Source organism: Lentzea waywayandensis (assembly GCF_900115955.1).
GTDB classification, from domain to species: Bacteria; Actinomycetota; Actinomycetes; order Mycobacteriales; family Pseudonocardiaceae; genus Lentzea; species Lentzea waywayandensis.
Genome location: NZ_FOYL01000016.1, coordinates 145618 through 160873 on the forward strand (window position 1 = coordinate 145618; position 15256 = coordinate 160873).

Annotated in this window: 14 protein-coding genes; 3 read left to right on the top strand and 11 right to left on the bottom strand. The window is 68.4% G+C overall.

All coding sequences use genetic code 11. From position 1 onward, the window contains the following. Positions 1 to 102: 102 nt before the first annotated feature. Entirely contained in the window at positions 103 to 1485 is a 1383-nt protein-coding gene (locus BM417_RS40830) for an NAD-dependent malic enzyme (RefSeq protein WP_093605471.1), read from the bottom strand. 116 nt (positions 1486 to 1601) lie between these two features. Beyond that, positions 1602 to 1787, bottom strand: a complete 186-nt coding sequence (locus BM417_RS40835; RefSeq protein ID WP_093605523.1) for a hypothetical protein — start codon at positions 1785 to 1787, stop codon at positions 1602 to 1604. A gap of 85 nt (positions 1788 to 1872) precedes the next feature. Between BM417_RS40835 and BM417_RS40840 the strand changes: the two genes are divergently transcribed. Next, a complete protein-coding gene (locus BM417_RS40840) occupies positions 1873 to 4125 on the top strand; it encodes a helicase-associated domain-containing protein (protein WP_093605472.1) in 2253 nt (750 codons plus the stop codon). A 122-nt stretch (positions 4126 to 4247) separates the two neighbouring features. Next, positions 4248 to 5033, top strand: a complete 786-nt coding sequence (locus tag BM417_RS40845) for a hypothetical protein (RefSeq protein WP_143139014.1) — start codon at positions 4248 to 4250, stop codon at positions 5031 to 5033. A 138-nt stretch (positions 5034 to 5171) separates the two neighbouring features. On the opposite strand, the gene BM417_RS40850 is transcribed toward BM417_RS40845, so the two are convergent. The 4 genes from BM417_RS40850 to BM417_RS40865 all read right to left on the bottom strand — a co-directional run bounded on the left by BM417_RS40850 (position 5172) and on the right by BM417_RS40865 (position 10295). Further along, entirely contained in the window at positions 5172 to 5777 is a 606-nt protein-coding gene (locus BM417_RS40850) for a GTP-binding protein (RefSeq protein WP_093605474.1), read from the bottom strand. Then, on the bottom strand, positions 5758 to 6342 hold the full coding sequence (locus BM417_RS40855) for a DUF742 domain-containing protein (RefSeq protein WP_407656211.1): 585 nt from the start codon (positions 6340 to 6342) through the stop codon (positions 5758 to 5760). The genes BM417_RS40850 and BM417_RS40855 overlap by 20 nt, the downstream gene beginning before the upstream one ends. Positions 6343 to 6558: 216 nt before the next feature. Continuing rightward, positions 6559 to 6978 carry a roadblock/LC7 domain-containing protein gene (locus BM417_RS40860; protein WP_030470879.1) on the bottom strand — a complete coding sequence of 140 codons (420 nt, stop codon included), beginning with the start codon at positions 6976 to 6978 and terminating at the stop codon, positions 6559 to 6561. After that, the gene (locus BM417_RS40865) at positions 6975 to 10295 is read right to left on the bottom strand and encodes a sensor histidine kinase (RefSeq protein WP_245822643.1); all 3321 of its coding nucleotides are present in this window, start codon (positions 10293 to 10295) and stop codon (positions 6975 to 6977) included. Before BM417_RS40865 ends, BM417_RS40860 begins: the two co-directional genes overlap by 4 nt. A gap of 484 nt (positions 10296 to 10779) precedes the next feature. On the opposite strand from BM417_RS40865, the gene BM417_RS40870 reads away from it, so the two are divergent. Further along, complete coding sequence (locus BM417_RS40870) at positions 10780 to 11757, top strand: ABC transporter substrate-binding protein (RefSeq protein WP_093605477.1); 978 nt, start codon at positions 10780 to 10782, stop codon at positions 11755 to 11757. Between the two features lie 58 nt (positions 11758 to 11815). Here the strand turns inward: BM417_RS40870 and BM417_RS47285 are convergent, their stop codons facing one another. From BM417_RS47285 to BM417_RS40895, 5 genes are all read right to left on the bottom strand, one after another. Continuing rightward, positions 11816 to 12715 (bottom strand): LppU/SCO3897 family protein, encoded by a 900-nt coding sequence (locus BM417_RS47285; protein ID WP_143139015.1) that lies wholly within the window; start codon positions 12713 to 12715, stop codon positions 11816 to 11818. 86 nt (positions 12716 to 12801) lie between these two features. Beyond that, positions 12802 to 13359: an LppU/SCO3897 family protein gene (locus BM417_RS40880; protein ID WP_093605479.1), complete on the bottom strand. Its 558-nt coding sequence runs from the start codon at positions 13357 to 13359 to the stop codon at positions 12802 to 12804. A 125-nt stretch (positions 13360 to 13484) separates the two neighbouring features. Continuing rightward, positions 13485 to 13997, bottom strand: a complete 513-nt coding sequence (locus tag BM417_RS40885; protein WP_093605480.1) for an LppU/SCO3897 family protein — start codon at positions 13995 to 13997, stop codon at positions 13485 to 13487. A gap of 52 nt (positions 13998 to 14049) precedes the next feature. Beyond that, entirely contained in the window at positions 14050 to 14532 is a 483-nt protein-coding gene (locus BM417_RS40890) for an LppU/SCO3897 family protein (RefSeq protein WP_093605481.1), read from the bottom strand. A gap of 50 nt (positions 14533 to 14582) precedes the next feature. Continuing rightward, positions 14583 to 15167, bottom strand: a complete 585-nt coding sequence (locus BM417_RS40895) for an LppU/SCO3897 family protein (protein ID WP_093605482.1) — start codon at positions 15165 to 15167, stop codon at positions 14583 to 14585. Positions 15168 to 15256 lie beyond the last annotated feature (89 nt).

Here is a 15256-nt window from a genome sequence, read left to right on the forward strand (position 1 = left end):
GCCTGCCCGCGAACTACAGCCGGTGCGTAAAGACCTCAAGCGGGCACGCTTTTCGCCCGCTTGAGGTCTTTACGGCTCTGGCCTGTACTGGTGTCCTAGTCCCTAGGAAGTCGCGGCCTTGCGCACCGCTTCGGCCACGGCCGGAGCAACGGTGCTGTCGAAGACCGACGGAACGATGAACGACGCGTTCAGGCGGTCGCCGTCCACCACGTCGGCGATGGCCTGCGCGGCGGCCAGCAGCATCGCGTCGGTGATGGTCCGGGCGTGCGCGTCCAGCAGGCCGCGGAAGACGCCGGGGAACGCCAGCACGTTGTTGATCTGGTTCGGGAAGTCCGAACGGCCGGTCGCGACGACGGCGGCGTGCTGCTGGGCCTCCATCGGGTCGATCTCCGGGTCCGGGTTGGCCAGCGCGAACACGATGGCGTCCTTGGCCATGGTCGCGACCTGGTCCGCACCGAACAGGTTGGGGGCCGAGACGCCGATGAACACGTCGGAGCCGACCAGCGCGTCGTGCAGGCGACCGGACTCGTTGCCCTTGTTCGTGGTCGCGGCGATGGACTTCAGGTTCGAGTCCAGGCCGGGACGGTCGCGGTGCACGATGCCGTCGACGTCCACGGCGATGATGTCGCCGGGTTCCTGGGCCTGCAGCAGGCGGATGATCGCGGAACCGGCCGCGCCGACACCGCAGACCGTGATGCGGCAGTTCTTGATGTCCTTCTTCACGACCCGCAGAGCGTTGCGCAACGCGGCGACGACGACGATGGCCGTGCCGTGCTGGTCGTCGTGGAACACCGGGATGTCGAGCTTCTCGCGCAGGCGGGCCTCGATCTCGAAGCAGCGCGGCGCGGAGATGTCCTCGAGGTTGATGCCGCCGTACACGGGAGCGATGAGCTCGACCGCGCGGATGATCTCCTCGGTGTCCTGGGTGTCCAGGCAGACCGGCCAGGCGTCGACGCCGGCGAACTTCTTGAACAGCGCGGCCTTGCCCTCCATCACGGGCAGGGCGGCGGCGGGGCCGAGGTTGCCGAGGCCCAGCACCGCGGACCCGTCGGTCACCACCGCGACGGTGTTGCGCTTGATGGTCAGGCGGCGCGCGTCGTCCGGGTTCTTGGCGATCGCCTCACACACACGGGCGACACCCGGCGTGTAGGCGCGCGAAAGGTCGTCACGGTTGCGCAGCGGCACCTTGGACGCGATCTCGATCTTGCCGCCGAGGTGCACGAGGAACGTGCGGTCCGACACCTTGCGCACGACGATGCCGGGCAACGTCTCCAGTGTGTCGGTGATGTCCTTGGCGTGGTTCGCGGAAAGCGCGTTGCACGTGAGGTCGATGACGACGCGGTCGTTGTGCGACTCGACGACGTCGAACGCCGTGATCACACCGCCGGCGCGGCCGACGGCCGAGGTGAGGTCACCCGCGGCGCTCGCTGACGGCGGCGCCTCCAGACGAACGGTGATCGAGTAACCAGGGCCGGGGACCGGCATCGTCGTCCTCCCACGAAGTACAGCTCAAGCGGGAAGTGAGCCTATCCCCGGGCCCATTGCGGTACGCACGCGACTCGGCAGTCTTAAGACCGCCCTGACAGTCCGATGAGGACCGATCAGGATTTGTTGATCTCGGTCACCGGGTGCGTGTACGGGAGGCTCTCCACCGGCAGCGGGAACGTCACCGTGCCGAACGGGGACAGCGCACCCTGCACGTCACTGGTCAGTTCGGTGACGGGGTGGCCGCCGTCGGGACCCTCCGGCCAGTGCGGGTCGACCCGTCCAGGGCGTCCTTTCGCCACGTTCTCCTCCTCGGTGGTGCCAGATGACGCGACAAGTGTGACAGAGGACGACGCGATCTCCAGCGGCCCATATACCGTGGTGAGAATGTCCGGCACCACTCTCGCCGACTGGCTGCGCGCCCAGGACGACGCTGCTCTCGTCGCGCTGCTGCGCGCGCGGCCTGACCTGGCAACGCCCCCACCTGCCGATATGTCCGTGCTCGCGACACGGGTCGGCACCAGGGCGTCGATCGCGCGCGCCTGCGAGGACCTCGACACGTTCACGCTGGCCGTGCTCGAAGCCCTGGTCGTGCAGGGTGCGGACGCCGAGCCCGTGGCGTTGCCCACACTCGGCGAGATCCTCGGGCCGGACGTGAAGCCCCGGCCGCTCAAGCAGGCCGTCGGCAGGCTCAGGTCCCTCGCGCTCGCCTGGGGCGACGACGACGCGCTGTCGGTCCCTCCCGTCACGCGGGAGGCGTTCGGCTCCTACCCCGGCGGGCTGGGCCGCAGGACCGGCCAGACGTACGACCTCCACGGCATCACCGAGGGCGAGCAGCGCGTCCTGCAGAAGCTCGCCGCCGGACCGCCCATCGGCGACACGAAGGACGCCTCCCGGGTCGTGCCGCTCGACAAGGCCGACACACCGGTGCAACGGCTGCTCGCGCGCGGCCTGCTGCTGCGCCGCGACCCCGGCACCGTCGAGCTGCCGCGCGAGATCGCTCTCGAACTGCGCGGCGAACGCCCGCTCGGCCCCATCCAGGTCACCGAGCCGAAGCCGAAGACCACCACGTTCCAGCAGTCCAGCGTCGACGGCACGGGCGGCGGCGAGGCGCTGGAACTCGTCCGGCACGTCGAGAACCTGATCGCGAGCTGGTCGGCCGAGCCGGCGCCGGTGCTGCGGACGGGCGGCCTGGGAGTCCGCGAACTGCGCAAGGTCGCCAAGGACCTCGACGTCGACGAACGCCGCGCGGCCCTGCTGATCGAACTCGTGGTCGGCGCGGACCTGGCGGCGAACACCGAGGCCGCCGAACCGGAGTGGATGCCGACGACCAAGGCCGACGTCTGGCTCGCCGCGACCACCGAGGTCCGCTGGGCCACGCTCGCGCACGCCTGGCTGGACCTGCCGCGGCTGCCCGCGCTGGTCGGCCGCCGCGACGAGAAGGACAAGCTCTTCAACCCGCTCGCGGACGAGATCCGCCGCGCCCAGGCCCCGCGCGACCGCCGGTGGGTCCTGGAGGCGATCGGCGCGTTCCCCAAGGGCACCGCGATCACGAACCCCGCCGACCTGGCCTCCCTGCTCAGCTGGCGCGCACCGCGCCGGGGCGGGCGCCAGCGCGACGAACTGGTGCGCTGGACCGTCGAGGAGGGCACCGCGGTCGGCGTGCTCGCCCTCGGCGCGATCACCAGCGCGGGCCGCGTGCTGCTCGACGAGGGCCCCGGCCACGCCGCCAAGGCCCTCGGCGACGCCCTGCCCGCGCCGCTCGACCACGTGCTGGTGCAGGCCGACCTCACCGTCGTCGCCCCCGGCCGGCTCGAACCGGAGCTCGCCGACGAGCTGGCGCTGGTCGCGAACGTCGAGTCCGCCGGCAGCGCCACGGTCTACCGGATCAGCGAGGCCACCGTCCGCCGGGCGCTCGACTCCGGCCGCACCGCCGACGAGCTGCAGGAACTCTTCAAGACCCGCTCGCGCACGCCCGTCCCGCAGTCGCTGACCTACCTGATCGACGATGCCGCCCGCCGCCACGGCAGGCTGCGCGGCGGGGCGGCGGGCTCGTTCCTGCGCTGCGACGACTCGGTGCTGATCAGCGAGGTCCTCGCGCACCCGGAGGCCGGACGGCTGGAGCTGCGCCGGATCGCGCCGACCGTGCTCGTCAGCCCGTTGCCGCTGGCGGACGTGCTGGACGGGCTGCGCTCGGCCGGGTTCGCCCCGGCCGCGGAAGGCCCGGACGGCCAGGTCCTCGACCTGCGGCCGGGTGGTCGCCGGACCACTCCGAGGCAGCGCACCGCCCGCAAACCGGTGTCACCCGCCGTGCCCGCCGACGAGCGGTTGGGTGAACTCGTCCGGCTGGTCCGGGCCGGTGATCGTGCCGCCGCGACACCACGGGGTGAACGCGTCGCCGTTCCCGGTCATCTCGGCGCCGGTCCGTCGGCCACCCTGTCGTTGCTCCAGCAGGCCGCACGGGCGCGGCGCAGGGTGCTCGTCGGGTTCGTCGACTCCCACGGCACGGCGGCACAGCGCGTGATCGAGCCGCACGTCGTCGGGGGTGGCGTGCTGGAGGGCTACGACCACAGCTACGGAGAGGTGCTGAGGTTCCCTCTTCATCGCGTCACGTCCGCCGCATTGGTGGACGAGGACTGACGGTCGGTCATCCCCCGGTAGGAAACCCGGACCACCCTTGCGTGGCTGGTGTGCGACCTAGCGTCGATTGACGTGGACGTTCCCGAGAGACGTCCGCATCGACCCGAGGAGGTCCTGCGCACATGGCCAGCTCCCGGTGGGCTTTGAGAGCCGCCGCCACCGTCACGACCCTGGCGTTCGCCCTGCCGTTCTCGACGGGCACCGCGAACGCCGACCCGATCCTCGTCCTGCTGCAGGACAACCACGTCAACGCGACGGTGGGGGTGAGCGGCAACGTCGACATGCTCGACGTCGCCGCCGGGGCCCATGTCGCGCTCGACACCGGTCCCGGCATCAGCGTGATGACCAACGGTGGCATTCAGGTCGCTCTTGGGCTCGCGGCCCAGGTCGACGCGGGCGTCAGCGCCGGCGTGGACGTCGGCGCCGCCTTCGAATCGGATCTCCACATCGACCTCGACGCGGCTGTGGACGCGGACGTGGACGCCGCGGTGGTAGCTGACGCTGAAGTCGCTGCCGACGTGAGCGCCGCGGACGACCGCGCCCCCGCTGTCGTCGAGACCGCTGTCGAGCCGGCCGTCGAACCCGCAGTGGCTCCCGCGGTCACCCCCGCCGTGGCCACCGAGACCGTCGTCGAGGACAAGGCGAACGCCATCCACGTCGGCGGGATCTGGGTGAACGTGGGCCCGCACGCGGCAGCGGTGATCGACGCGCATGCCGGAGCAGGCGTGCACGTCGGTCCGGGCATCGCGGTCGACGCCGGCCTCGGAATCGGAGCCGATGTCGGCGTGGACACCAGCCTGGTGACCGTCGACGCCGGTGCCGCGGTGGGCGCTGACGCCAGCGTCGACCTCGGCAGCGGCGACGTCTCCGTGGACGCCTTCGTCGGCGTCGGCCTGACCATCGGCTAACAGCGACCAACGGCGAAAGGACGACTGCTTGGACCCACCTCGAACAGGCTGAGTCAGACCGCAACGACGAGGCGAGCGCCGCACCCGAAGGTGGCGCTCGCCTCGTTCATGTTTGCAGTTGTCCCCAGCGGGAGGAGATCAGCCCGCGCGGACGGACATCCACTGGCGCATGGCGTGCTCGACCAGCGTGATGAGCGTCTGCTTGGTCGACTGCCGGTTGCGCGCGTCGCACGTCACGATCGGCACCGACTCGTCGATCGTCAGCGCTTCACGCACGTCCTCCAGCCTGTGGTGCAGTAGGCCGTCGAAGCAGTTGACGCCGACGACGTACGGCAGCTGCCGGTCGTCGAAGAAGTCGATCGAGGCGAACGCGTCGGCCAGGCGGCGGGTGTCGACCAGCACGATGGCACCGATGGCACCGCGTACGAGGTCGTCCCACATGAACCAGAACCGGTGCTGACCCGGTGTACCGAAGAGGTACAGGATCAGGTCGCTGTCGAGCGACACGCGGCCGAAGTCCATCGCGACGGTCGTGGTGACCTTGTTGGGCGTGGCGGAGAGGTCGTCCACCCCCGCGCTGGCCTCGGTCATCACCGCCTCGGTGGTCAACGGGACGATCTCGGACACCGAGCCGACGAACGTCGTTTTGCCCACACCGAAGCCACCCGCCACCACGATCTTGGCAGACGTCGTCGGCTTCCGTGCGCCCTCGGCGCCCTGGGGACTAGAGCTTGCGAAGCCCACTGAGCACCCTCTCCAGGAATTCCATGGAAGGCCGGTCCCCCACGACCAGACCGCCCTGGTGAATCAAAACCAAACCCATGCTTGCCATGTCGCCGATCAGCACCCGCACGACGCCAAGTGGCAAGCGTAGGAGTGCCGCGACCTCGGCCACCGACCGCGTGTCCACACACAACCCGCAGATCGACCTGTGCTCGGGAAGAACTGCGGCATCCCGTTCGAGGCCCTTTTCGCTGGTCGAGATCAGCGCCTCGATAGCAAGGTCGTAATCAGGTCGTGTGCGTCCACCGGTGCGGGTGTAGGGCCGCACCAGTGAACCCGAGTCCGCGGAAACATTCTCCTCCGGACGCAGTTGAGGCTGCGCACCGGTGCTGTACGCCGGTTGCCCGCCGGTGCTGTACACCGGATGCGAACCGGTTGTGTACGGCAGTTGCTCCGGTACGGCATCCGGCATCTCGTGCTGGCCGAAGAGGTCCGCTCCGGGGCCACCGAACAGCCCGGAGCCGTACCCGTCTATGTCGAATCGGTTCGGCACGTCGTCGTACGGATACGACGACGAGTCGTCCACCTCACGCTGAGACATATCGCCTAGCCCTTGCCCTGTAACCCGCTCATCGTGGGGTGCGTCCTCGGCTTCCTCTGGTTCTTGGGGTATAGCGTCAGGCTCTTCGAACTGGAACCCACCAGAAGCCCACTCCTGGTAGTTGAAGTTCCTACCGAAGCCTCGGCCTCTAGCGCCAGATCTACCAGCCATTTGTTCTCACCCCTGAACTTCAGATGAGGTCTAGCGACGGACTACACCCTGAAGCTGCGCGCGCAGCTCAGGGGTGAGTTGTTGACCGACTCTCTCCACCAACAGCGTCATCTCGTAGGCCACGAGGCCGATGTCGCAGTTGGGTGCCGCCAGGACGGCAAGGCAAGAACCGTCACTGATCGACATGAGGAACAGGTAACCCCGCTCCATCTCGACGACCGTCTGGTTCACCCCGCCTGCCTCGAAGCAGCGGGCAGCACCCTGGGTGAGGCTGACCAGTCCGGACGCGACCGCGGAGAGCTGCTCTGCACGGTCCCGGGGCAAGCCCTGGGATCCCGCGAGCAACAGCCCGTCCGCGGACACCACAACGGAATGTGCCACACCGGGCACCCTCCGCACGAAGTCGGTGATAAGCCAACCAAAGCTGCCTGGCTGCGCTGCGGTCGTCACTCCTGCTCCTCGTTCTGCCGGCTCGATTGGTCACCAGCGTATGCCTCGATCAATGCGTGCCGGCCTCGCTTGACACCACTCTGCAGGCTCGACATCCGTCCGCGCACCGCGTCAGCGGTACGGGGCGGCAGCGGCGGGCGCTGCGCTGTCGATGTCAGGGACTGCGGCTTGGGTGCAGCAGATCCTGGCACGAGCTGAGCCTTGGGTGTCCGTTTCGGCAGTCCTGCCGTGGTCTTCGTCTCCGGCGTCTTGTTCAACAACGCCTGAGCCGCGTGCCATCCCTCATCGGCCGGCGATTGCCAGGCCGACTCGGAAGTAGCTGCCGCCGCTGGAGTCTCCTCCACAACGGGCTCGGGTTCCACAACTCGCTCCTGCTCGGCGGGTGCGGGTACTTCCTCGACCGCCGGCTGGACCTTCGAGCGCGGCGTGCGCACCGGAAGACCAGCGGCCGACGTGGTGGTGGGTGCCACCGCCGGAACAGGCTTGCGGGATCGGGTCGGCAGCTCCGGTTCGGGCCCGTCCGAGAGCGGCGGGACCGTCGGCGGCTCGTCGATGTACTCGACCGACCCCTTGTCGGTCCCGCCGAGCCTCGACTCGACGTGTCCGTTGGTGTCCGCCGGTGCGTCGCCCTCAGCGGCCGCACGGACCGGCTGGGCCGCCGAAGCGGAGGTCTCACTGCCCACGGCCTGGAACCACTGCGACAGGACCGCCTCGTAGATCGGCAGGCGTTCCGTCGGGGCGTCCAGGTCGTGCTCGATCTGCTTGCGCGAGGCTTCCGAGGTCCCGTTGCGGTGTGCCATCCCCAGATCGAGGAGGCCCTCGTCGGCCGAGGCGCGCGAAACGCCGTTGGACGGCGAACGCTCGTCGTCGATCGGCGAGATCGGCACGAACTGCGTGGTCTCGTAGCCGGGCTCGAAGGAGATCTCGCCGGCTTCCTCGTTGCGGTCCTCGTAGGCCGTGAAGAGCGTGGGCTCGCCGAACGAACCCTCCGGTTCCACCGCGGCCAGCTGGTCGCGACGCCACCTCTCGGACGGTGTCACGTCCTCGATCGGCGGTTCGCTGTAGACGGGGACCGCCGTCGCGCCGGCACCGGTGTCGGTGAGGCCGCTCGGGACGAAGCTGACCGGGATGCTCGGGCTCGACTCGTCGATCCGCGGCGTGATTCCGGTCGCACCGCCGAAGGCACCGGCGATGCCGCTGGCCCTGTTCGCGGTGGTGCCGATCTCCGTCGTGTGCTCGGCGGGGGTCGGGGCCGGCGCGAGCGCCGGCTGCGACATGCCGAACGCGGAAGCGAGCGAACCGGAGCCCGACGGCGGGGTCGAGATCGGTGCCTGGCCGGGGATCGCGATGAGCGTCTCCGGCACGATCACCAGCGCCGTCGTGCCGCCTTCGATGTCCTCGTTGCCGCGCAGGCGGACCTTGATGTCGTGGCGCTTGGCGAGCCGCGCGACCACGTACAGGCCCATTCGGCGGGAGACGGCGACGTCGACGTCCGGCGGGTCTGCCAGCCGGTCGTTGGCGTCGATGATCTCCTGGTCGCCCATGCCCACGCCGCGGTCCTGGATCTCGATCGCCAGCTCGCCCTTGCGGGTCTTCGCCGTGCGAACGGTGACCTTGGTGACCGGGTCGGAGAACGCCGTGGCGTTGTCCAGCAGCTCGGCGATGAGGTGCACGAGGTCGTTGACCGCGCGACCCTGGACCGTGAGGTCCGGGGTCTGGCCGACCTGCACGCGGGCGTACTGCTCGACCTCGGAGACCGCGGCGCCGAGAACCTCGGCGGCCGGGACGGGCCGGGTCAGGCGCCGCGAGAGGTCCGTACCCGAGAGGACCAGCAGGTTCTCCGAGTTGCGGCGCATGCGGGTCGCGAGGTGGTCCAGCTCGAACAGCGAGGCCAGCTGGTCCGGGTCCTGCTCGTCCTGCTCCAGCCGGTCGATCAGGTTCAGCTGGCGTTCCACCAGGGCCTGCGACCTGCGGGACAGGTTGACGAACATCGCGTTGACGTTGTCACGCAGGAGGGCCTGCTGGGCGGCCAGTCGCACCGCTTCACCGTGCACCGCGTCGAACGCGCGCGCCACCTGACCGATCTCTTCCCGCGTGTGCACCGGCACCGGCTCGACGGCGGTCTTGGCCGCGTCCTCCGGGTTGGCGTCGGCGAGGATCCGCTCGACCGCGTCCGGAAGACCGTGGTCGGCGACGTCGAGAGCGGTGCGGCGCAGCGTGCGCAGCGGGTTGAGGATCGAGCGGGCGACGAACAGCGCCATCAGCAACGCGAGCGCGAGGATCGCGAGCACGATGCCGGACTCGACGTACGCCCTGGTGCGGGTGTCGCCGGCCAGCTCGTCGGTCTTGTTCTGCAGCTGCTCGACCAGCAGGTTCTCGACGTCACGCGTCAGGTTGACCGTCAGCGTGGCGGCGATGTCCCACTTCTCGGGCGTGACCTGCGTGAAGTCCTTCGCGCCCGTCTGCTGGTTGATCGCCGATTCCTGCATGTCGTTCGCGTTGTCGACGATCAGGCCGGTGACGGTGTCGTCGTAGATCTTGGCCTGGTCGGGCGTCGCGGACTTGCGGAAGTCGTTGCGGGCCGCTTCGAGCTCGGCGTCCGCTGCCTGCAGGGACCGCAGCTGGGACGGCGTGAACGCCTTGCGCTGGAAGACGTCCAGGAGGATCGCCCGCTTGAGCGACTCCTGCTCCTTGATGCGCGCGATGGCGTTCGTGGTCAGGTGCAGTCGCACCAGTTCCGGGTCGTTGATCTCGGAGATCGTCTGCTCACCGAGGCTGATGAGCGTCTCGATCGACTCCGAGTAGGTGCGCTGGACGGCCTCGGCGGGGTACTGCGTGTCCCGCACCGAGTTGCGGAGGCTGTTCAGGCGGTTGAGCTGGTTGAACGCGACCTGGAACCGCTCGACGGCAGCCGGGTTCAGGTCGGAGCTGAGCTCGGCGATCCTGTTGCTGAACGCCTCGCTGGTGTCGTTCACGCGGCGCAGCTGGCGCTCCAGGACGACCCTGTCGACCTTCTTGTTCGACGCGACGTAGCTGACCGACAGGTCGCGTTCGCGCTGCAGCTGCTGCACCAGGTCCGCGACCGCGGTCTCGAGGCGGATCTGGTTCGCGAGGTTGTTGAACTCCGTCGCGGCCTGGAGGTCGCTGCGCACACGCAGACCACCCAGGGCGAGCGCACAGACGGTCGGGATGAGCAGAACGGCGAGCAGCTTCGTGCGCAGCCGCCAGTTGCGCAGGCGCCATCCCGCGGATCGGTTAGATCCTGGACCGGGTGCGGCACCGACTTCGTGCGTCACCGAGTCCGGTGTCACGTTCATCGGTCCGTTACCCAGCGCAGCCAGTCCGTCACCCGATTCGGGCCTTTCGGAGCGTGTGGTGTCACCCACGCCAAACTGGCTGGGACCTCTCTCACGTCGGGCCACTCTGGGCTTCCTCTTCCAGCAGCAGTGTCCCGGTCTCTCCCCAGGACCGAGCATGGACTCGTCAAACGGGCCGAATTGCAGCACAGAGGTTGTTCGCCCGGTGAGGCGCCCTACCCCGTCTGAAGACACGTCGGTCTACTACGACCAGTGCCACCCGAGCCGGAAGGGTAATGGTCACCCCCTACTCGGGGGAAGTCTCCAGAAGCACTCACCGTATCGAGATGGGGTGTCGTTTCATACGTTCAGGTGGTTAACATCCCCGGTTGTCGGCATGCCTCACCTCCGTCCGAACGCCCAGTTGGGGCTGCGGAGGACCAGGTCTGTAACGACACTCACTGATCAAATCGATGCTACTCAAGGCCTACCGGCGAGAGGTGCCATGGCTACCCGAGCCAAAGCTCTGCGGCTTGCTGCAGTGCTCATCACGTGTGCTCTGACCGCGAGCTGCGGCCTGTTCGGAAGTTCGTCGAACGGCGGCAACGCGGACGTCGAGCGCAACGTCATCCGCATCGGCGTGCTGCCGGTCGTCGACGTCGCCCCGTTGCGGATCGCGCTGACCGAAAAGCTGTTCGAGAAGGCCGGTCTGCAGGTCAACCTGGTCCCTCAGCCCAACGAGGCAGAGGCCATCAAGCAGCTGGACACCACGCTCGACCTCACGTGGGCGACGCACGTCAGCCTCTTCCGCGCGGTCGCCGAGGGCACCGAACTGCAGTTGCAGGGTGAGGCCTACCAGGCCGGTCCGAACTCGATGGCGCTGGTCACGTCCGCGTCGTCGGACTACGACGACCCCGGCAAGAAGACCGCTCCGACCATCGCGGTGAACAGCGAGACCGACATCGGCGCGCTGACCACGCGTGCCGTGCTGGACACCGCCGCGGTCGAGAAGCAGAAGATCAAGTTCAGGCCGATGGCGTTCGCGGACATGGAGGCGGCGCTCACGGCCGGACAGGTCGACGCGGCGTTCATGATCGAGCCCTTCATCACGAAGGCGCAACGCAAGATCGGCGCGAAGATCCTCACCGACACCGCCCGCGGCCCGACACTGGACTTCCCGATGTCCGGGTACGCGTCGTCGAAGAAGTTCGCCGAGGCGAACCCGAAGACGATGAAGGTGTTCCGGGACGTGCTGCGCGAGGCGCAGCAGCGCGCGCAGGCCAACAAGCTCGGCGTGCAGGACTCGCTGACCAGCTACGCCGACGTCGACCAGCCGACCGCGGCACTCGTGTCCGTGGGCACGTTCCCGCTGTCGCTGAACCCGATCCGGCTCCAGCGCGTCGCCGACATGATGGACACCGAGGACGTGCTGTCCGGGCGTTTGGACGTGCAGCAGCTTTTGCCGCCAGGCACGACGAATTAGTTGCTTTCGAGCATGAGAATTGGCGGGCCGGTCACCGGCCCGCCAATTTGTCGTTCGATCACTGCCCGCCGAGCGCGGTCACGCAGTACGTGATGCCCGGTGAGGGCTCGGTGTACGAAATCGCAGTGGCCTCACCGCAGTCCGCGGTGGCCGCCTTGACGACCTTCTCGATCTTCAGGACCTTCTGGACGGCGAACTCGTTGTTGCCCTTCGAGCAGTCGACGACCTTCATGCCCTCCATGTTCATCTTGACGAGCTCTTCCTCGTAGCACTTGCCCTCTTCGAGCTTCTCCACGAGGCAGAGCTTCAGCGACGAGCTGCGCCGGCCGGACTCGGTGTACTCGGCGTAGTCGTCGCTCGGGCACGCCTCGGTCGTCGAGTTCATGGCCTTGGCGATGAAGTAGTTCGCCTCGGGCGAGCCGCAGTCGACCTTCTTGTACTTCGGGCTGAACGTCGTGCCGGTGACGTTCGCGCAGTCGCCGGCCTTGGCCGACGGCTCGGTGATGGCGCTCAGGCCGCCGCCGATCAGGACCTTCACCAGGATGCCGACGCCGACGAGCACGACGATGGTGATGATCGAACCGATGACCTTGCCGGCGCCGCTCTTCTTGGGCGGCGGGCCGTAGGGCATCGGCTGGCCCAGGGGCTGGCCGGGAGGCGGGCCGTACGGGTTCGGCTGCTGGCCGTAGGGGTCTCCGGGCTGTCCCGGCTGGCCGTACGGGGGCTGCTGCTGCTGGGCGTACGGGTCACCCGGCTGTCCCGGCTGGCCCTGGAAGGGCTGCTGAGCGTAGGGATCGCCGGGCTGACCAGGCTGTCCGGGCTGACCGGGGTAGCCCTGGCCGGGCGGCGGACCATACGGGTTCGGCTGGCCCGGCTGCTGGCCGTACGGCTGCTGCGGCTGTCCACCGGGAGGCGGCCCGTAGGGCCCTGGCTGCTGGGGGTAATTGGGGTCGGTCACTGGATTCCTCTCGGATGGGTCACGCGAAAGACAGCGAAACCGGAGCCGTTAGAGGACACGACTCCGGTTTCACGAGTGCAACGCTGTTACGCGGGTGCACCGACGCAGTAGTTGAGCTTGACCTCGGGGTACGGCAGTGCCTGCTCCCCCTCGGCGCACTGCGGCGCGGCGGCTTCCTTGACGACCTTGGTCACCTTCATGGTGCTGGCGCCGGAGCACTCGACGGCCTTGAGGCCGATCCCGCCGGTGTTCTCGCCGTAGCACTTGCCCTCGGCGAGAAGCGGTGCCAGGCACAGCTTCGTCTTCGGGCCGCGACGCTGCGTCTGCGTGTACTCGTCGTAGCCGTCGCCGCACACCTCGCTCGTGCCACCGGCCTTGGCGACGGTGTAGTTCGCCTCGGCGGCACCGCAGTCGACCTGCTTGTACTCGGGGCTGGTCGACGTGCCGGTGATGGCGGCGCAGTCCCCCACCTTGGCCTGGGCGACGTCGCTGGTGAAGTAGTTGAACGCGTAGAACGCGCCACCGACGACGATCAGACCGACGATGTAGGTCAAGATCCGCTTGCCGATGCTCGACTTCTTCGGCGCGGGCTCCTGCGTGGGCTCCGGCGCGGGCGCGGGCGAAGCGGATTCAGTCGTGCTCATGCGGTTCTCTCATTTCCGAATTACCCCAGACGGCCCATGCCCCCCGACACAGCCGGAGCAGAGAGTGCCACGCGGCGCGGGAAACCGCTCGGGCTTTACGGAAACGTTACGGCCGCTTGGATCGCCTACTGGTCCGCGGCGCAGTAGGTCAGCTTCACCTCGGGGTAGCTGTACCTCTGCTCACCCGCCGCGCAGGACGGCCCCGGCACGTCCCGGACGGCCTTCGTGACCTTGAACGCGTCCGCTCCGCACTCCACCGGCGTGAGCTCCATGCGGGAGGACCCGGTCGGATAGCAGGCGCCTTCCTCCCACAGGGGAACGAGGCAGATCCTGATCTCCGGGTCCTGCGCCCGCCTGGTGATCATGTCCGTGTAGGCGTTCGCGCAGCTCTTCGACTTGGAGACGGACTCGGTGACCACGTAGTTCGCGCTCGACGAGGTGCAGTTCACGCTGTCGAGGTCCGGCTCGTTCGAGTAGCCGGTGACGTTCGCGCACTCACCGGTCTTCGGCGCCGTGATCGGGGCGAGGAACTCGGTCATGCCGTAGATCGCGACCGCCGCGGCGACCAGGGTGAGGCCGTAGGTCAGCACGCGCGTCCCGAGGCTCTTCCTGGGCGCGGGCGGCTCGTCGATGATCACGCCGCGCAGCGTTCCACGTGGACGGTGGGACTTGGTGCGGTTTACGGGAAGATCACTGCTTCTGGTCGCCGCGCTCCAGGCAGAAGGTGATCGCGGGCTCCGGGAAGACCGCCGCGCGCGAGTCCCCGCAGGCGGCGCGGTCGGCCTTGCCGCTGACCACCTTGGCGACCTTCACCGAGTCCTTGGTGGCGCAGTCGACCTTCGCGATGCCGGTGTCGGAGTTCTGGCCGTAGCAGGCGCCCTCGACGAAGTTCGGCATCAGGCACAGGGTGGCGTCGCCCGTGTACGTCGAGTAGTCCATGCCGCCGGACGGGCAGGCCTTCTCGTTCCAGTCGAGGATCTTGGCGATCTTGACGTTCGCCTGCTCCGAACCGCAGTCGAGCGCCTGGTACTTCGGGTTGTCGAGCGCGCCGGAGATCCGCGCGCAGTCGCCGGGCTGGGCCGCCTTGGCCACGTCGCCGAGCTGGTTCACGACGAACCCGCCGAGCAGGACGAGCGCGATGACAACGGCGATACCCAGGCCGACCTTCTTCATGGCCTGGGTATCGGCGTCAGACGGGGGTCGACTCAACCGAGTTCACCCGATCAGGATCCTTCGTGGACACCCATGCAGTAGACCGAGGCCGGTTCGGTGAACCGCAGTTCGCTGGAGCCCTCGGGACACACGGTGCCCTCCTCGGGCAGCCCGTCGACCTTCTTCACGATCTTCACCGGCGAGTCCTTGGTGCACGCCTCCTTCTTGAAGGCGCCGTCGTCGCTCGACGTGTAGCAGTTGCCCTCGGCGAGGTTCGGCATGAGGCACATCGTCTTGCCGTCCGACTGCATCTGCTCGTAGATGCCTTCGGCGGGGCACTGGTCCTCGGCGTTCTTCAACATCGCGGCGACCCGGTGCGTGGCATCCACGTCGCCGCAGCTCTTCGACGAGATGTTCCAGTCACCGTCCGGCTTGTCCACGTCCTTGGGCGAGGCGCTCACGCAGTCACCGACGCCGGTGCTGTTGAGCGCGGTCAGCGCCCACACGCCGCCGCCGACCAGCACGATCGCCAGCACGCCGACGATGACGAACTTCAGCCAGTTGTTGTTCTTGGGCGACTCGTCGGTCTCGGACTCCTCCGGAACCGGGGTCACCACGGCCGGCGGCTCGACGGGATCAGTCGACTCGGTGCTCATGCGCGAGAACGTACGACACCGCGTGTTGGCTGCGTGTGTCGGCTCACACTTGTTGTCGCCAGTTGACGCTGGTCGAACGCATTTGGCGT

Bases quoted from the DNA above. Each gene is read 5' to 3' on its own strand.
- BM417_RS40830 (WP_093605471.1), bottom strand. From the start codon at position 1,485: ATGCCGGTCCCCGGCCCTGGTTACTCGATCACCGTTCGTCTGGAGGCG.
- BM417_RS40840 (WP_093605472.1), top strand. From the start codon at position 1,873: ATGTCCGGCACCACTCTCGCCGACTGGCTGCGCGCCCAGGACGACGCT.
- BM417_RS40845 (WP_143139014.1), top strand. From the start codon at position 4,248: ATGGCCAGCTCCCGGTGGGCTTTGAGAGCCGCCGCCACCGTCACGACC.
- BM417_RS40865 (WP_245822643.1), bottom strand. From the start codon at position 10,295: ATGAACGTGACACCGGACTCGGTGACGCACGAAGTCGGTGCCGCACCC.
- BM417_RS40870 (WP_093605477.1), top strand. From the start codon at position 10,780: ATGGCTACCCGAGCCAAAGCTCTGCGGCTTGCTGCAGTGCTCATCACG.
- BM417_RS40880 (WP_093605479.1), bottom strand. From the start codon at position 13,359: ATGAGCACGACTGAATCCGCTTCGCCCGCGCCCGCGCCGGAGCCCACG.
- BM417_RS40890 (WP_093605481.1), bottom strand. From the start codon at position 14,532: ATGAAGAAGGTCGGCCTGGGTATCGCCGTTGTCATCGCGCTCGTCCTG.
- BM417_RS40895 (WP_093605482.1), bottom strand. From the start codon at position 15,167: ATGAGCACCGAGTCGACTGATCCCGTCGAGCCGCCGGCCGTGGTGACC.